Below are 17840 nucleotides of genomic sequence, written 5' to 3'. Positions count from 1 at the left end.
CATGGCGGCGTTGCCGGCGCTTTGCTTGTGGCGGAACGAGATCACCCGGATCCTCGTCGCCCGCGCCATCCGGGCGAAATCGGTGATCGGAATCCCGGATACGCCATCGATCACGTCGCGCTGGTGAGCTTGAGAGCGTCGATCAACAGACTCAAGCCGTCGATCTGCTCCCGCTCGGTGTCGTGCGCAGCGGCAAGGCTTGTGATGACAGCGGACAATGCGTGATCTCCCGGATTGTTCTGATCGTCATCGAGGTGTTCGTCCTGCCTAGGCGAACAGTTCTTGTCCGTGTGCCTCGACATAGGCGGCGAGCCCAAGGGTGTGATCGCGCGCGCGTTTTTCGGCGAGATCGGTGTCGCGCGCTTCGAGCGCCTCGATCATCGCCATATGCTCGGGCAGCGAGGTCGCGATGCGATCCGCGCGTCCGATGGTCAATTGCCGATAGCCGCGCACATGCAGCAGGATGTCGTTGGTCATATCGACCAGCACCGGCGATTCGCTGAGCGAGATCAGCGCCTGGTGGAACGCGATATTGGCGTCGGAATATTCCTGGATGTGGTCCTGCGGCCGACGGTCGGGACCGAAATCCTTGAAGAAATCGCGCAGCGCCGAAATGTCCTTCTTGCGCGCCGCATTGGTAATCAGCCGTGCCGCCATGCTCTCAAGTGCCGCCCAGGCGCGGATCATGTCGACGATCTCGGTCTTGGTTCTGCGCACCACGACGATGCCGCGGCGCGGCACGGTCCTGACGAAGCCGTCCTGCTCCAGCATCGCGATGGCCTCGCGAATCGGGGTGCGGCTGACGCCGAGCCGTTCCGACAGCGCGCGCTCGTCCAGCATCACCTGCTCTTGCGTGGCGTAGATATCCATCTTGAGAATGGCGGCCTTCAAGGCCTCATAGGCCTTGTTCTTGAAGCTGGTCTCCGGCGCGATCCGAACGATCGCGAGATCCGGCTCAGCCACGATTGACGGCGCCTTCGGGTTAGTGCGGATTGCCATGATATCTCCGCCGCTGGACATTGGCGCCAGCGGGCTTCGCGTGGTTTTTGGCATACCAAATTCCAGACTGTCAAGCAGTGTTAACATGCCCAAAACCTTGATTCCACGGGGTTTCGTGGGTTGACAATCGAATTGGTGGCACACGCAACGCCAAAGTCGGCTGCCTTGCAGCGGGGTTCGACGATTCTCCGGACGTTTCAGGAACAGGAAGCCGATCGTGGTGCTGAAGGCCGGGCGCACTGGCCGGCGTCAAGGCGGGAGTTCGCAGGCCGCCGCGTTGGCCGGCCATGACCAGATCTCTAACGCCACGTTCAACCAATGCGGCGTGATCGGGCATGCAGCCTGCGCGACATTTGGAATTCGCCTGCGGCATTCCGTTGCCGCCGGTGGACTGCTTTAGGCTGCAATCCTGCAATGAAATCCGACAACTATCTGCGATGAAATCGCAAATCGACAGCGCCGCGCGACACGCCGCGTGGCGCTTTTTTGCCGTATTGTTACCTCCAATCCGTCACAGCAAATTTGGAACGACAAGGCGTCCAGGCGATTAGTTCTACATCTGATAGCAATATGGAGTCACTTATGACCAATCGTTTCGCAGTTTCCATTTTGGCCCTTTCGCTTCTGGCCCCCGGCGTGGCGCTGGCGCAATCGACCACCGCAACCGGCGCGGCAAATGGCGCCCGCAGCGGCGGCGCTGTCGCCGGTCCGATCGGTGAAGCTGTTGGCGGAACTGTCGGCGCGGCAGTCGGCGCAGCCGTCGAAATTCCGAATGCGGTGATCAATTCGGTGCGCGGCGTCGATACGCCCTCGGTTCGGATGGAGCAGGAAGTTGCTCTCGGTGAGCGCCTGCCGCCGAGCATCAAGCTGTACCCGATCAAGAACAACAAGAACTATCGCTACGCCGTGGTCAACGACCAGCGCGTGATCGTCAATCCGAAGAACCGCAAGGTGGTGCGGATCGTCGATTAACGCCAGGCCTTAACCGCTAGCGCGCACAATAGCGCGCGGATGCGCGATCGAGAGGGGCCGTAGCGGCGGTCCCGAGTTCAAATGTGGAATCGCCCGCCTGGCGATTCCACATTGCTTTGAGCGGGCTCAATAAGTGTGGCGCATTCAAACTGCATCACGTCGGCAATCCGACAGGCGCGAATTGCGCGCCGGGCTCGGCGGGTCGTTCGGCGATCTCACCGCGGCTTCAAGCCAACCAGTCCTGAACTCTCATGACTGCGTCAGCGAAGGCTTCTGGCGCTTGCTGAGGCAGGTTGTGGCCGGCATTGACGACGCGATGTTCATGCGGCCCGACGAACATGCGTGCATGATCGGCCGTCCCTCCAGGTTTGAGGGGGTCCGTTGTCCCGTCAATCGTCACCGTCGGCACCGTCACCACGGGTTTCTCGGCCAGACGGTCTTCGAGCGGTTGCAGCGCGCGATCGCCCCGCTCGAGGCCAAAGATCCAGCGGTAGCAATGGATCACGATGTCGACGAAGTCGGGGTTGTCGAAGGAGATCGCAGAGCGGGCGAACGTCGCATCATCGAAATGCCAGCCGGGCGACCACTCCTCCCACAACATCCGGCACAGATCGCGGCGATGCGCAGCCAGGCATTCCCGGCCACGTTCAGTTTGAAAAAGATGCTGATACCAGACGACGCGCTCGAAAGATGGCGCGTTCGCATGGCGTTGTGCGCTGACATCGATGATGTCGTAGCCCGCATATGACACCAAGCCGCCAATCTTGTCGGGCCACAGCGCCGCTGCACTACAGGCGGCGTTGCCGCCCCAATCGAATCCGCCGAGGATCGGTCGCTGCAGCCCCAGGCCGTCGGCGAGTTGGATGATGTCGGCGCCGCGGGCGGCTTGTTGCCCGCTCCGGATGGCGTCGTCGGAGATAAAGCGGGTCGGACCGAATCCGCGTGCATACGGGACGATGACCCTCGCTCCCGCTTGGGCCAGGATGGAAGCCACGTCATCGAATGCGTGCACGTCGTAAGGAAAGCCGTGCGAGAGGATCACCGGCCAACCAGTGCTGTGACCTTGCTCGACATAGGCGATCCGCAATACGGCGGTCTCGACGCTTTTCACCGAATGCTCGACCATGGACTCATCTTTGCGTGTTTGCAGAGGGGCGCGGTTCGGCGCCGCAGAGGGTTCACAGCTCTGCTTTCATCGTCGTTGTCCCGATACCGTAGTCACGAAGGCCCGCAGGTCGGCCAGCATCAGGTCAGGCTGTTCCAGAGCCGCGAAATGGCCGCCCCTCGGCATGTCGGTCCAATGAACGACATTGTAGGTCTTCTCGACAAAGGAGCGAGGCAACGGCAGAAAAACCGGATCGGGAAACGCCGCGACGCCCATCGGCGCGCGGACACGCGTTCCAACGGGAAACCTGTCCGATCGCTCCAGACGCTTACCGTGATAGATCCATGTTGCGGTGACCACCGACGAGGGCGCCACATAGAGCATGATGTTGGTCAGCAGCTGCTCTTCGGTAAACTTGCTCCAGAGGTCCGGACTGCCGTCGGGGAGTGTCGGCAGGTCGGCCCATTTGCCGAATTTTTCGAGGATCCAGGCGGCGGCGCCGACCGGGCTGTCGGCCATCGCGACCCCGAGCGTCTGTGGGCGGGTCTCTTGTTCGTGGTTGTAGCCAGTCTCCCAATCGAGGATCACGGCCCGCCTGGCCGCCAACTCCTTTTCCTCAGGAGTCGTCGGACGGGCGTCCTCGGCGAAGATACTGACCATGTTGATATGAAAACCGAGCAATGCGTCAGGTTGTTTATACGCCATCCAGCTCGCGATATGGGCTCCCCAGTCTCCGCCCTGGACGATGTAGCGCGATGGTCCGAACAGTCGGACCATGAGGTCGTGCATCAGTTCGGCGGCACGACGCGGGCCAATCACGCCCGTGATCGGCGTGGAGAAGGCGAAGCCTGGCAGCGAGGGAACCACAACGTCGTGACCGTCTGTCACCAGCGGTTCGAGCAGACGTTCAAACTCGATGAACGAACCCGGCCACCCATGCAGAAGAAGCAGCGGCGGCTTCGAACCATCGCCGCGCATATGGATGAAGTGAATTTGCTCCCCCTCGACAACGGTGGTGAAGTGCGGAAGCTGATTGAGGAGTCGCTCGGCCTTGCGCCAGTCGTAGCTGGCCTGCCAGTAACCAACGAGCCGCTTCAAGTCGCTGACTCCAACGCCGGCACTCCAGCCGCCTGCATCAGGAAGCTGGCTCCAGTTATACGACTCGATCCGGGTTCTGATCGAGGTGAGCCGTTCGTCGGGAATGTCGATGGTGTATGGGACGATCATATTGCCTTCCGAAACTGCGATCGAGCGACGAGACCTGGAGATAATCGTCTTCGCATTCCTCACCGCACAGTTTGATTTTTGCGTTGTATGGACAATGTCGTATCTCGATTGATGCTCTACACGTATTGTCACGTCGAACGATGATCTAGACCTTGTGCCGGTCATCACCTGTGCGTAAAATGCAAAGATGAACCTCTCTTCTGACCGCTTGAGTGATTTGGACATTTTTTCGTCGGTGATGGCGGCCGGCAGTTTCTCCGCCGCCGGCCGCCGCCTGAATCTGGCGCCCTCGTCGGTCGGACGGATCATCGATCGGATCGAGGCCCGCCTTGGTGTTCGATTGCTGCTTCGATCGACACGGTCGCTGACCTTGACGGCCGAGGGAACCGCCTATCTGACCGCTGCACGTCGCATCCTTGCCGACCTGAAGGAGGTCGAGGAGGCGATCGCCGAGAATGGCCTGCCGCGCGGCCGCATCAGAGTGACCACGTCAATCCTGTACGGCCGAATGTCCCTGGTGCCGCTTCTCGGCGATTTCAGGCGTCGGTATAAGGACATCCTTTTGGATATCAACCTCACGGATGCGGTTGTCGATATCGCCGCAGGACAGGCGGATGTCGGCATCCGCTTCGGTCCGATGCCGGATGGATCGCTGATCGCCCGCAAACTCGGGGAGACGCGAAAGGTGATAGTGGCCTCTCCGGAATATCTGGCGCGCCGCGGTACGCCTCTGATTCCAGAGGACCTGCATGACCATGACTGTCTCGGGTTCAATTTCAAGCGCTCGGCACCCACATGGCCGTTCCGCAAGGATGGTCGCGATTATTCATTGGCGGTCAGCGGGAGCGTCGAGGCGAATAATGGCGAAACGCTCGGTCAACTGGCGGCCGAAGGCGTTGGCATAACGCGGGTCGGCACCGACACGGTGATTAGCGTGATCTCGTCTGGCGCGCTCGTCCCCCTGCTTGAACAGTTTAATCCGGGCGACGTCGAAGAAATCAACGCGGTCTTCGTCGGCGGCGTCCATACGCCCGCCCGCGTGCGTTGCTTCGTAGACTATTTGGCAGAATGCGCGGCGGGTGGAAGGTGAGGCGATAGCAGTCGGCTTCTTGTCGTTCTACGAACGCCGATGGCCAGGACCACGCACCAACGCGGGAGCGCGACGAACCGTCTCGTTACACCCGACGACGTCTTCGGCGCGCTCGGCGTCCCGGATTCGTCGCGGGACATAGGATGCCGCGCAAGGGCGAGTTCAATTCCACGCTTACCCGACGGGCTGCCGCCGCGGCGGCTCCTTTGATGTCGTGCCCAGTGCGCATCCGCGTCCCTGCGGAGTGGTCGATGCACGTCAAAAAATTTCACCGCATCAATTGCAATCCATTCTAATTCGGATATGTTGGGTAGGAATACAACCTATACGGGTATAGCAAGGCGCATGATCGCGTCGCTGCTGCTCCAGGGGGCGGACGATGGCGCGCGTCTATTTGTTCAATCCGCTGATCAGTGCCCGCTACGGTCCGAGCCAGAAGATCGTGGTCAATTCCGACGCCACGCTGCCTTACATCATCAAGAACACCTCGCCGCAGATTGCCTATGTGCCGTTCTCGACCTCCGGCGCCCGCATTCCGGGAAACCAGCCGTCCGGCAACAGCTTCGTCGACAGCAATACATTGATGATCACCAACGATCTGATCTGGAATTATGATTTCGATCTGACCGGCTTGCCGGGCGATCTGATCGCCTACCTGTTTCGCGCCCAGATCGTGCTGATCGCCAGCAGCGGCAACTATCTGCGGACATTTCAAGCGATCTCGTCGTCGAGCGCGAGCGCGGCCGAGCCCCTCGCGCGCGCGCAGCACCATGGCGTGGACTCCACGCCGGGCTCGGTCTTCGTCTTCAATCTGTTCAGCGAGAAACTCAGTTTCAGCTGCAACGGCGCCAAGGTCGCCGACATCCCGGCCTGGAGCGACGGCGCCAGCGCGGCGATCTACACGCCCTCCGACATTCCGGTGGCGCAGGTGCTCAATGCCAGCGACGGCCAGGGCAAGATCTTCAACGGCCTGAACAAGATCACGGTGATCACCGAAACCGTCGGAACGTTTTCGCTGCCGGTCGATGGCAATCAATATCCGCTGATCCAGAACCTGCTGCTCTATCTGATGCGGGACCGCTGGTTCCTGTTCGACGAGTTCGGCGTGAATTGCGAATCCGGCGCGATCGATCTCGGCATGGCGGCGAGCGGAATTCCCGGTAACTCCACGCGTTTTCCCACCTAGACCACGAAAGGGTCGAGCAATGGCAGATGATCTCGGTTCGGTTTACGTGTTCAACGTCTATAGCGAAACGCTGACGCTCAGCACCAATGGCGCCACCGTCGCGGCCGGGGCGATCCCCGGCTGGTTCACCAACGCCACCCCGAAATATCGCCCCAACGCCATCGCGGTGCCGCGCACTCTCAATGCTAGCGACGGTCCCGGCAGGTTCTTCAACGGCAAGAACGCGCTGACGATCTCCTGGGCCGACGGGTTGTTCGCGGCCCAGGTGCCGATCGACGGCAAGTCATATCCGATCATCCAGGACCTGCTGTTGTTCATCGACAAGAACAGCTGGAGCCTGGTCAACCAATACGGCATCGAGGTGGAGAACGGGCCGGTGCTCGGCGTCGCCGATTTCGACATTCTGGCGCCGATCTTCGCCAAGGCGTGAGGCTGCAATCGGCTTCGCCTGGAGCGAGTGACACGGAATCGAACGAGGATCTGGCGGTCGACGCCCTCGCCACCCCGCCGGGCAGCGTGTTCGTGTTCAATGTCTTCAGTGAGGACATGGATACGTTCAGCGTCAACGGCCGCCAGGTCGGCGGCGATCCAGCGATCGCGGCGTGGGGGGCTGGCCCCACGCCGCTGAAATATTCGCCGTCAGGCCTGCAGGTGCCGCGGACCCTGAATTCGAGCGATGGCGGCGGAAAGTTCTTCAACGGCACGAACAGTATCGTTGTGAAATGGTCTGGCCGGATCGGCAGCTTCACCGTCGCGATCGACGGCGATCTCGATCCACTATTCGAGGACCTCGCGCTGTACGTCTTTCAGCTTCACTTCTACCTGCTCAACTCGCTGGGAAGGGTGATTCAATCCGGCGCGGTCACCGCGATCACGCTGTAGAGCGTTTTCGAGCGAAGTGGGTACCGGTTCGCGTGAAGACAACGCGTCAGACAAGAATCCAGAGCTTCGGTTCTGATCTATCAGAACCGGAATTGCTCTGGAGTCGCGACAGGTCCCGATCGTGATAACCGGGCGATCGGCGCGGTCGCATATCGAGAACGGCATGGAAGAGGTGCCATCATGGCGAAACAACCTCGTGCTGATAGGTCTGGCTCTGGTCCCGGCTTTTCGTTGCTGCAGCCGGGCGTTCCGCTATATCTGGCGGACGGCGCCACGCCGCTGACGGCGCCCACTTTGTATTACGTGCTGGTCGGCGATCCGGCGCAATTTCCGTCGATGCTGACCGCCGACACGGCCTGGTCGGATTATTCCGGCGGCTTTGTGTTCGTGGCCCCCGGTGCCAGCGTCGCCGACGCCAAGGCCACGGTGGCGGCGGTGAATGCACGGCTGCAGCCGCAATCGCCCGGCCTGCAATGGCTGGTGTGGGCGGATGATCCCAATCCGGCGGCGATCGCCAAGGCGCAGATCCTGACCATCGCCAAATCACTCGGCGCCGGCAGCGGGCGGATCAAGGGCAATTCCGCCGTGACCTTCGTCAATCTGTCGCTGCAGATCAGCGCCGAGCTGGAAGTCGCGCCGTCATTCGACGGCACCCCGCCGGGACTGTCGCTGATACCCAATGTCAGCGGCGCCAGCGGCCTGGTGTTACAGCGGCAAGGGGCGGGGCAGGCGTCGTTGGCGCTGCCGAATGATCGGCCGGTGCTGATCCCCTTTGCGGGCGCGTCGCTCGGCGCGTTCAGCTTCGGTTTTGCCCCCGATCGCGGCAGCTTCTTCGCGCTGTTCGCGCCCGAGGACGACAGCGAAAGCCCACCGGCCTCGGCCGAGATCCGCTATTTCTGTGGCGCGGCGAGCGCGCCGACCCGGCTGCGCTTTCCGGTGATGCTCGGCTCGTTCCCGGATCCGCGGGCGCCTATCGCCGCGCAATTGCCGATGCTGGTCACCATCGATCCGCTGCGGCCGACGGATTGCGTGCGCACCCGCTTTGCGTTCGATCTGTCGCAATATGGCGGCACCGGGCCGGTGCTGCCGGTCAGCGCCGCGTTGCGCAGCACCGCCGGCGCGGCGCTGTACTTGCAGCCGCAATCGGACGCGGGATTCGGCCTGGCGCTGCGCCCCGGCGCCGGTGCGACGCAGGCTGCCTATCTGACGCCCGCCGGACGTTATCAGCTCACCCGCACGCCGCTATTGGATGTCGCGGCGCAGACGCCGATCGCCAACGATCCGCTGGCGCTGATGTGCGGCATTTTCGGCAGCGAATTCCTGCTGCTGGCCGACCATGACCTGCTCGATTTCCAGGGCACGCGGCCGGCCTATGCGACGCGCTATCCGCCGCTCGACACCCCGGTCGAACCGGGGCAGGGCGACACCGCGCTGCTGTCCGATGCCTTCACCACCAATTGGATTCAGGTGATCCCTGGCCCCGACAGCGCCACCACCTTTCCGGGCTACATCAAGCAGAGTTTTTGCGCGCAGGCGGTGGACACCGTGTACTATCAAAGCGCCGCGCCGTCCGGCGAGCCGTTTCCGATCGCCGTGGGCGCGCGGATCGCGGATCTGTCGCAGGTCGCGGCCGGCCAAATCCTGCCGCTGGCGCCCTATGGCTATGTCTATTACTCCGATCAGAGCATCGCCAATCCCAATCCCGATATCGTCGCCGCGACCTTCACCGGGTTCGAGACCGCGGTGCTGTCGCCGGCGCGGTTCGACGCGGTCGCGGCGGATCGCTGCCTCGGCCCGCTGTTCTTCGATATGGCGACGCTCGAGGCGCTGAGCGGCGGCTTCGTGCAGACCCCGCAAGGCCTGCTGGTTGGCCTCAATGCCGGCGCGATGGAGTCCGCGACGCCGGCCGGCAGCTGGCAGCAATTGCTGCTGGCGCGCAGCCCGCAGATCCCGGCGCAATTGCTGCGCTTCATGCACGGCACCACGCCCTCGAGCTGCCCCGGCGGTGTCGGGCCGTTCGACGTGGTCAGCCCCTATCTGTCGACCGCGCTGATGAATCCGTCCGCCTTTCTGGTGGCGGCCGATCCGACCTATCTGGGCGCATTCGACAATGTTCTGCAGCTCGGCGAATATCCGATCGAGATCGCGGTGTCGAACGCCGACACCGGGCCGAGGCTCGACCTCAATTGCGTGCTGGTGTTCAAGCTGGCGAAGGGCCGCTCCTTCGTCGAGCTGGCGGCGGACCCGTCGGGCTGGACCGATCCGGATCTGTTTGTCGGCGTCGGCCGGGCCGCGACGATCTCCGCCCAGATCCTCGCCTACATCAAGCAGGCGCAGGCCAATAGCGACGAGGCGCGCGCCACCGGCGGCTATGATTACTTCGCCGACTTCCTGGCCCGCGTCACCGACGTCAATTGGACCGGCATTCTGGCGCTCGACGCGCCGCTGCAATTGCAGCATCTGCCGCCCGACATCGCTATGCTGTTATGCGGTATGCGCTCCAGCAAACCGCTATGTTGCCATCATTTCGGCATCACCACCAATGCGCCGAAACAGGCCGCGACGGTGGAGGAGACGCTGCAGCACTCCTCGCTGTTTGGGCTGATCTATTACGATTACGGCTTCGAGACCCCGACCACGGCGCTCGACTTCCAGACCCTGTCGCTCAAGGCGCTGTTCGCCAACAGCCTGATCAAGCAGTTCGAATCCCGGATCGCCTATTCGCTGGCGGCGCTGTTCGGCGATCCGACCAAATTGACGGTCGCGGGACAGAACGATTTTCCAGCCACCAACACCATCGTCATCGACGGCGCGCTGCAATTGCGCGACGGCCAGACCTCGGTGGTGTTCGTCACCAGCGAGCAGCGCGTCTTCAGCTTCCCGGTCGACGGCGGCGCCTATCGGGCGCTGGCGGCGTTGACCGTGGACAGCGCCGGGCTGGCGCCGGTGTCGGAAAGCCAGGACGCCGGCGCCACCACCCTGATCGCCGGCTTCACGCTGGACGGCGCGCTCGGCTTCACCACCCAGCCCGGCATTTCCCCGGTGCCGATCGATCTGTTCTCCTACGGCCTCGATGCGGACTATGCCGGCGGGCTCGGCTATACCGGCTACGGCTTCCGGCTGCTCAGCCAGATCCCCGCCCAGGGCCTGACCCCGCCGCCGGCCATCGCGCTGCATCTCGACGGGTTGTTGCTCGATCCCGCCGCCAGCACGCCGCGGCAGCAGAGCCTGATGGCGACGCTGCCGCTGAAGATGCTCGGCTTCAGCCAGGCGCCGGATCAGGCCGCGTTGAAAGCCGTGCTGGTCACCGGCACCGGGCTTGACGGCGTCAGCCCGAGTTTCGCGATCGAGCTGCAAGTGATGATGGGCACCATGGGGGCGCTCACCACTGCGGCGCCACTCGACGGCCGGCTGATGCTGGGCTGGGTGCCGGGGGCGACGACGGCCCAATCCGACAAGGTCGGGCTGCTGCTGGCGCCGCCGGCCTCGATGCACGACGGCACCTTCCATCTGCAAGGCGTGTTGCCGACCCAATACGGCGCGGTGGAATTGTTGCGGCCGCTGCTGGACAAGAGCTACGTCTACGTCTTGGTGCTGCGCAACGTGCTGTTCGCGCTCGGCGCGTTTCCGCTCTACATCCCCTCGACCGGCGAGCGGTCGCTGACCTTCTTCGGCATTCCGGGCGGCGAGGGCGGTGATGAGGGTGACGGCGGCGTCAACCTGGCGTGGTTCTTCGGCGAGCCCGACCTTTCGACGCCGCCAGCGCAGGCGCAGCTGAGCACGACGACGCCGGCGCTGAGCGTGGTGCCGGCGGTCTATGTGGTGGCCGGCATCAAGGTCAATTACGATGTCCAGTCCAACGACGTGATTCCGATCATCATCAACATGCTGTCGCAGGTGCCGCTGTCGACCAAGGCAGCGCTCGACGATATCGTCGCCGGCAGCGTGATGATTCCGGTGAGCTATGATCCGGCCGCCGGCGTCACCGTCGCGGTCGATCTCGAATTCACCCCGGTCAGCTTCCAGTTCGTGTTCTCCGATCCGTTCGTCTATGGCGCGCGGTTGTCGATCGCCGCGGAGCCGGAGCCGCCGAAGCCGACATCGGCCGGTGGCGCCGTGTTGCGGGTCGACGACGAGCCGCCGAAGAAGAAGGGCATCCTCAGCAGCCTGCGCGGCTTCGTGCTGGAGATCGCCTATCGCCGCATCAGCGACAATCTCGGCGCCTGGTCGGGCTCGTTCACCTGGACCAAGCCGATCGGCACCGACGATTACCAGATCTTGCTGCCGACCGTCGGGCTGATCATCTACACCAACAATGATTTCCGCATCGATATCGGCTGGCCGTTCACGCCGGACGGCATCGGCCTGACGCAACCATTCGCGGTGCAATTCTCGATCGAGGGCGTGCCGCTGCGCGCCGCCGGCGGGCTGTATCTGGCGAAGCTGCGCTCGGCCGACGCGCCCGGCGAGCTCGGCGACAATTTCGCGATCATCTGGCGCTTCGGGCTCGGCCTGTCATTTGGCATCAACAAGGATTTCCAGAAGGGGCCGATGTCCCTGAATGCCGGCCTGATCGCCTTCGTGACCTTCGAGGGATTCTTGGCCTCGACCCACGGCACGCTGGACGAAGCCGGCGTCGAATATAAATGGTTCGCCGGGCAATTGGGCCTAGAGGCCTATTTCAGCGGTTCGATCGATCTCAAGATCATCTCGGCCTCGATCTCGATCAGCGCCACGCTGGTACTCCAGGTCGCCTATGAGACCGCGCATACCACTATCATCCGCTTCGCGTTCCGGGTCTCGATCTATGTCTCGTTCCACATCGTCTTCATCCGGATCTCGTTCAGCTTCGACGCCGATATCGACGTGCTGCCGCCGCTCAAGATCGGCAGCGGTCCGCCGGCGCAGATGTTTGGCCCGACCCCGATCACCGCGCGAATGGTGGAGTCTCGACCGCAGCCGGTCCTGGCTCCGCGGCTGCGCAAGCAGATCCATCCGCAGGTCGCCGCGCGCTTCGCGGCGGCGGATGTCGCCGCGGCGCCGGTCGAACTGACGCTGTATTTCACCGTGCAGCCGGCGGTGATCAACAGCACCAGCGCGGCGGCGCCGCAGGCGGTGGCGGGGCTGGCGATCCAGCTCGAGCCGGAGTCGCAGGATCCCGACGATTTCGCCAATCTGGTCACCAGCCTGGCGCAATATCTGCTGCAGGCCTATGGCGCCGGCACGACGCTGACCGAGCAATTGGCGGCGATCACGCTGCGGCTCGATGACGGCACCTTCGACGGCGCGGTCGGCGACTTTCTGTCGAGCCTGAAATTCAAGATTCTGCCGCAGGCCAACCTGACCGAGGCGGCAGACTTTGCCTTCTTCCCGATGCTGCCGCAGCTGGCGCTGAGCTATAACGGCGCGCAGATCGCGTTCGACGCGCCGCCGCTGCCGGCCGATTATGCCGAGCAGTTGCAGAAATATTTCAACCAGCTGGCGCAAGGTCTGCAATTGCACCAGGCGGCGATGAAGGCGGCGGCGACGTCGGACTTTCCGACCTCGGCGGCGGGGCTGGTGTGCGGCGACATGATCGTGCTGCTGGCCAAGCAGCTGATCTCCAATCTCGACGACATCGCCGAGGCCGATCCCGATCTGAGTTTCGACGAAGCGCTGACGCTGCTGGGGCCGGCCGGCTTCGCCAAGCTCGCCGGCTTCATGTCGCGCTTTGCCTTATACGGGTTGCGGCTGCCGGTTCCGGGCAGCGTGCCGTTCGGCAGTGAGCTGACCGGCGTGTACCAGCTCACCGGGCAGCAGGTCGCGCTGGCGCAGCAAAGCGGCAAATGGATCACCGGCTTCACGCTGGGCTACGCGCCGGGCCAAGGCGCCGCCGCAAGCTGGATCGTGTTCGGCGCCGACGGCAAGGGCCAATCGGTGGCGGACGATCTCGGGGCAGGGCTGGTGCTCGATACCATGGTGCAGCCGAGCTGGCTCGGCGCCGGCGGCGGCTTCGTCGCACTACCGCCGCTGGCCACCCAGCCGTGCCCGTTCTATCTGCCGCGGACCTATGCCTGGACCAAGGCCGACAGCCAGGTCGGCAATCTGCGCCCGATCTCCGACGTGCTGATGAGCCGGCTCGCATTGTTCTACGCCGGCGGTGGCAGCGGCGCGGTGGCGGCGCTGGCGCAATTGCCCGGCGATGCCGCGCCGATTGCGCTGGCCGCGAGCGCGGCGCTGCTGGTGCCGCTGGGGCTGCGCCGGATCGTTCCGCAGGGCCAGAGCACGCCGTTGAGCAATGTGTTCCGGTTGATCGGCACCGACGATTCCACCCGTGAGTTGCTCGACGAGTTGATCGATGCCGGCGCGGCGTCGGGCGCGACGCTGACCATGCTGCTCGGCAGCGGCGCCAGCAGCTACGCGACGGCGACCAAGCAGGACGCCATCGTGCTGGCCAAGGCCAATCTGTCGACCTTGAACGAGCCGCCGACGCTGATGGCCGACGCCACGCCGATGCTGCGCGCCGCGGCGGCGCTGCCGCCGAGCTCGGCGACGCTGGCCGATGCCGACGCCTTCGCGCAGCTGGTCTGGGAAGTGTCGGTGGTCAATGCCGACGGCTTCTACCTGCATATCGACGACGTGCCGGACGACGCCTTCCGCAATGGCGACGCGCAGATCGCGCTGCTGGCGCAATTCGCGCCGGTCGGCGCCACCTCCGCATTGCAGCCCTGGAGCAATTGCTTCGTGCTCGACGCGGTTCCGGACAACGCCAAGGGCGCGGTGGCGGCGACGGTGTCGGACGCGAGCGGCGACTGGGTCACGACCACGCCGGCCAGTCTGGCCGGCAGCGTCGGCTTCTCGATCGATTGGCCGGCGCCGCCGGCGACGCCCGGCCTGGGAGCGACGCCGACGCCGCAGCAGCAGGCCGCCTATGCGGAGGCGCTGTACAGCCTGCTGCAATATCGCGTGGTGTCGATCGAGGCGGCCACGCCGCGGGTCGCCGCATTGGTCGGCGGCGCCGTCAGCCTGCCGACCAATTGGAGCCTGCCGATCGGCCCCAACCAGGCCGAGCGCGACGCCGACTGGATCTTCACCAACAGCGTCGCGGTGGCGGCCTTGCTCGGCCAGAGCAACCGCTATGCGGGGATCGGCGCCACGGTCGGGTTCTCGATCCAGCTATTGGACATCTACGGCAACGCGCTGCCCGGCGACAACAATCTGGGCGTGCCCTTTGTCTACAATGACGCGCTGCTCGGGGTGGAGGCCTGGCCGGGGCTTCGCTCCTACTACGCCTTCGCCGCCGGCAGCGGCGACGTCGCCATGACCTTGCAGCTGACATTCAATCCAGCCGATCTCGGCGCCGGCGCGTTGTCGGCCGATGATCCGGTCGCGCTCGGCGACGCGCTGGGCGCCTATCAGCAGATCTACGATCAGCTCAGCGATCCGCTGCAGGTCGGCAATCCGGGCGCCGCGATCCAGCTCGAGACGATCCTGTCGGCGGCGCCCCTGGCGCAGACCAAGGATGGTGAGGCGCTGCGCGCGGTGCTCACCGCCTATGTGCAAACCATCATCGGCTATCTGGTCAGCGCCATCGCCGGCAACAAGCCGCCGGTGCCCGATCCGCTGCTGGCGGAGTTTTCGCTGCAGAAGGACTATGTCGGCCAATTGCCGTCCGATATTTTCGAACTGACGGTCGATCTGGTGTTCGCGCGCGCCGCCGACACCGTGGTGCCGGCGATCGCTGCGGCTATGCCCGGCGTTGAGCGCATCAATTCGCGGATCGCCGCGGCGGTGTCGCTGGCGACGCAGGGCGCGACGACGGACGGACCGGACATGCAGCTCAGCGCCTTCGCCCAGGCGTTCGAATCCGCCTGGTATGGCTTCGACGGCGGCAGTACCCAGTTGAAACTGGCCGAAGGAGTCGCCGCCAGCAATGCCCAGGCGCGCGCCAAGCGGGTGGCCAAACTCGGCGCCGTGCGGGCGGCGGCGGTCGACGCCGCGCCGACCAAGGCGCTGGCGCCGCTATGGTGCGTCCGGGTCGGCGCCGGCGCTGGCATCGCGGTGACGTTCCCCAATGCGGCTGCCACGCCGGCCGCGGCGGATCTGCCGCTGTGCTGTTCGCCCTTGCCGCTGTCGACCATCCTGATCACCGAGATCGTCAAGGTGCGGGTCTATGCGGCGACCTGGACCGGCACCGGCCGCGACGTGATCGCCGATCAGGATCATCTGTTCACCGGCATCGACATGGATGTCTGGGGCGCCCAGTTCCTCGCCGCCGTCGACGCGGTCTTCGAGCCGCTGATGGCGACCGCGACCGCCACGCTCGATGCCGCCCGCTACGCCGATCTCGCCGCGAACAAGCAATCGCTGGCCGATCAGATCGCAACCGGTCTGGCCGCGGTGTTGCAGATCCCCGGGCAGAGCGCGCAGATCGGCGACGCGGTCGAGCGCTTCCGTCAGGCGCTGCTGCAAACCCTGACCACGGACTACGCGCTGGCCTCGGTGGTGCAGATTCCCGCAACCGTGGCGCTGGCCGGCACCGATGAGCCGAGCGCGCCGCCGCAACTATTCGGCAAGGTCAGCGATCCCAGCCTGTCGGCGGCGGCGCGGCAGGCCTTCACGCTGTCCTCGGCCAATCTGACGCTGGCGGATGGCGCCGAGCCGCTGATCTATCTGGCGTCGGCGCGCAACCCCGCTGCTGCGGCCTATCTCGATCTGCACACCGACTACGACGTGTCGTTCCTCGAGCACGATTTCGAGCCGGACCGCAAACGCTATGGCTACGAGCCGTCGTCCTGGCTGAGCTTCATCGTGCCGGCCTATCTGCCGGCCGACACAGCCAAGCCGGCGCTGAATTTCGCCACCGGCCGCAATGCGATTCCGGTGCCGCTGCGCTCCTATCCGGCGATGCCGGTGATTTCCAGCCAGGCCGTCGCTGTGTCCTCCGACATTGTCAGCATCGCCGAGGCGCTGCTATGGGCCTATAGCTTCACGGTGTCGGCGCCGAGCGCGGCGCAGGACGAGCTGACCCTGCTGGTGTTGCTCAACGATCCGCCGCTCGCCGGCCAGATGGCGCGGGCGACGCGGTCGCTGCATGCCAATGTCGGCGGCGACGACCCGCCGCGTCCGCCGCCGGCCGATCTGTTCGAGGCGCTGGCGCGCTTTGCCTTCGAATATCCGCAGATATCGCCGCACCTCGCCGAGGTGCCGGCGGCCGCCTTCGACGGCGCCGATCCGGTCGTGCCGCGCAAGGCGCTGCAACGCTTCGACGAGTTGATCGGCGGCGTCGCCTTGACCTGGGCGAGCTGGATCGCGGGGCATCTCGGCGCCCGCGCGACGCGGCTGACCAAGCGGCTGCAACGCGCCACCACGACGGCGAGCGTGCCGCGCGCCACCTGGCGCTATGTGGTGGATTTCAGCACCCGGCCCGACCTCACGGTGACGCGGAGCATCGACGAGTCCGGCACGCTGCCGCCCTGGCCGAGCATCGAAGGCTACACCACGCCGTCGGGCAGCGAGTCGAAGGCGGTCTACAAGCGCATCGGATCGGGCGAGGTGCCGGCCAGTCTGGCGTTTGCGCTGGCCGAACTGTTCATGGTGGCGGGGCAGAGCGCCCATGTGATGGCCAATGTGGTGCGCAACGCCAATCTGGTGCCGCCCGGCATGCCGGCCGGCACCAGCGTCGATCCCGGCTTCGTCTACACCACGCCCTGGACCGAGCTGAAGGACCCGATCGGCCCGGCGCTGGAAGTCACCACGCCGATCATCGTCGGCAGCGGCGCCGCCACGCTGTCGGCGGCGGTCGATCTGTTGCTGCAACCCTTCGTCGATGGCCCGCCGGTGCCCGGCGTCGAAGCCGCGACGATGCGGCTGTTGGTCAATGGCGGCTATGCCTATACGCTCGCCGATGGCGGCCCGGATCAGCAATTGCTCAGCCGCTCGGCGATCTTCCTCGCCGACCAGCAGATCGCCCTGACGGTGGCGCCGTCGGACCCGGCGAGTCTCGCGACCTTCAAGCAGGATCTGGTCACGGCGCTGCGCGACTGGCAGGCCAGCTTCGATCCGAGCCAATCCGGCGCCTTCATCGGCCTGCTGCTGACTCTGTTCACCCAGACCAGCGACCAGCAGGTGGCGCTGTCGCGGCTCGACGACGTCCGAATCCCGGTGCCGGACGGCCAGCCCGGCTGGTGGACCGGATAGCGCATGTGGCCGAATTGACCGACCACATGCCCGGCGCTGTCATGCAGGTGTGCGAACCCGGAATGACTCCACTCTGGAAAATGCGACGGCGCGCGCGGTTCGTCGCATTGCGGGGTTGAGCGCCGCGCCCGGCCATGCTGAGAGACTGACCAAGGGATGATCGAATCAACCGGTTGACTCCGTCATTGCGAGCCGAGGGC

10 protein-coding genes are annotated in these 17840 nt (G+C 64.7%); 7 read left to right on the top strand and 3 right to left on the bottom strand.

Annotated elements, in window-relative coordinates; all coding sequences use genetic code 11:
* Positions 1–267: 267 nt before the first annotated feature.
* On the bottom strand, positions 268–999 hold the full coding sequence (locus RBJ75_RS10485) for a GntR family transcriptional regulator (protein ID WP_044406629.1): 732 nt from the start codon (positions 997–999) through the stop codon (positions 268–270).
* 217 nt (positions 1000–1216) lie between these two features.
* On the opposite strand from RBJ75_RS10485, the gene RBJ75_RS29480 reads away from it, so the two are divergent.
* Positions 1217–1399: a hypothetical protein gene (locus tag RBJ75_RS29480; protein WP_160297915.1), complete on the top strand. Its 183-nt coding sequence runs from the start codon at positions 1217–1219 to the stop codon at positions 1397–1399.
* Between the two features lie 182 nt (positions 1400–1581).
* Positions 1582–1971, top strand: a complete 390-nt coding sequence (locus RBJ75_RS10480; RefSeq protein WP_044406602.1) for a DUF1236 domain-containing protein — start codon at positions 1582–1584, stop codon at positions 1969–1971.
* A gap of 226 nt (positions 1972–2197) precedes the next feature.
* Here the strand turns inward: RBJ75_RS10480 and RBJ75_RS10475 are convergent, their stop codons facing one another.
* Entirely contained in the window at positions 2198–3097 is a 900-nt protein-coding gene (locus RBJ75_RS10475; protein WP_044406605.1) for an alpha/beta fold hydrolase, read from the bottom strand.
* 66 nt (positions 3098–3163) lie between these two features.
* Positions 3164–4303 carry an epoxide hydrolase family protein gene (locus RBJ75_RS10470; RefSeq protein WP_044406608.1) on the bottom strand — a complete coding sequence of 380 codons (1140 nt, stop codon included), beginning with the start codon at positions 4301–4303 and terminating at the stop codon, positions 3164–3166.
* A 187-nt stretch (positions 4304–4490) separates the two neighbouring features.
* Between RBJ75_RS10470 and RBJ75_RS10465 the strand changes: the two genes are divergently transcribed.
* The 5 genes from RBJ75_RS10465 (at position 4491) to RBJ75_RS10445 (ending at position 17640) form a co-directional block, all read left to right on the top strand.
* Positions 4491–5393 (top strand): LysR substrate-binding domain-containing protein, encoded by a 903-nt coding sequence (locus RBJ75_RS10465; RefSeq protein ID WP_044406611.1) that lies wholly within the window; start codon positions 4491–4493, stop codon positions 5391–5393.
* 379 nt (positions 5394–5772) lie between these two features.
* Positions 5773–6579, top strand: coding sequence for a hypothetical protein (locus tag RBJ75_RS10460; RefSeq protein WP_044406614.1), 807 nt, complete (start codon positions 5773–5775; stop codon positions 6577–6579).
* Between the two features lie 19 nt (positions 6580–6598).
* Positions 6599–7009: a hypothetical protein gene (locus tag RBJ75_RS10455; protein ID WP_044406616.1), complete on the top strand. Its 411-nt coding sequence runs from the start codon at positions 6599–6601 to the stop codon at positions 7007–7009.
* Between the two features lie 86 nt (positions 7010–7095).
* The gene (locus RBJ75_RS10450; RefSeq protein ID WP_317528949.1) at positions 7096–7461 is read left to right on the top strand and encodes a hypothetical protein; all 366 of its coding nucleotides are present in this window, start codon (positions 7096–7098) and stop codon (positions 7459–7461) included.
* Between the two features lie 180 nt (positions 7462–7641).
* The gene (locus RBJ75_RS10445; RefSeq protein WP_152647611.1) at positions 7642–17640 is read left to right on the top strand and encodes a hypothetical protein; all 9999 of its coding nucleotides are present in this window, start codon (positions 7642–7644) and stop codon (positions 17638–17640) included.
* Positions 17641–17840: the final 200 nt, after the last annotated feature.

The sequence above is a fragment of the Rhodopseudomonas sp. BAL398 genome, assembly GCF_033001325.1.
GTDB lineage: Bacteria > Pseudomonadota > Alphaproteobacteria > Rhizobiales > Xanthobacteraceae > JARJEH01.
Note: the sequence above shows the minus strand (reverse complement) of the source record. Positions and strands in the feature narration are given on the sequence as shown.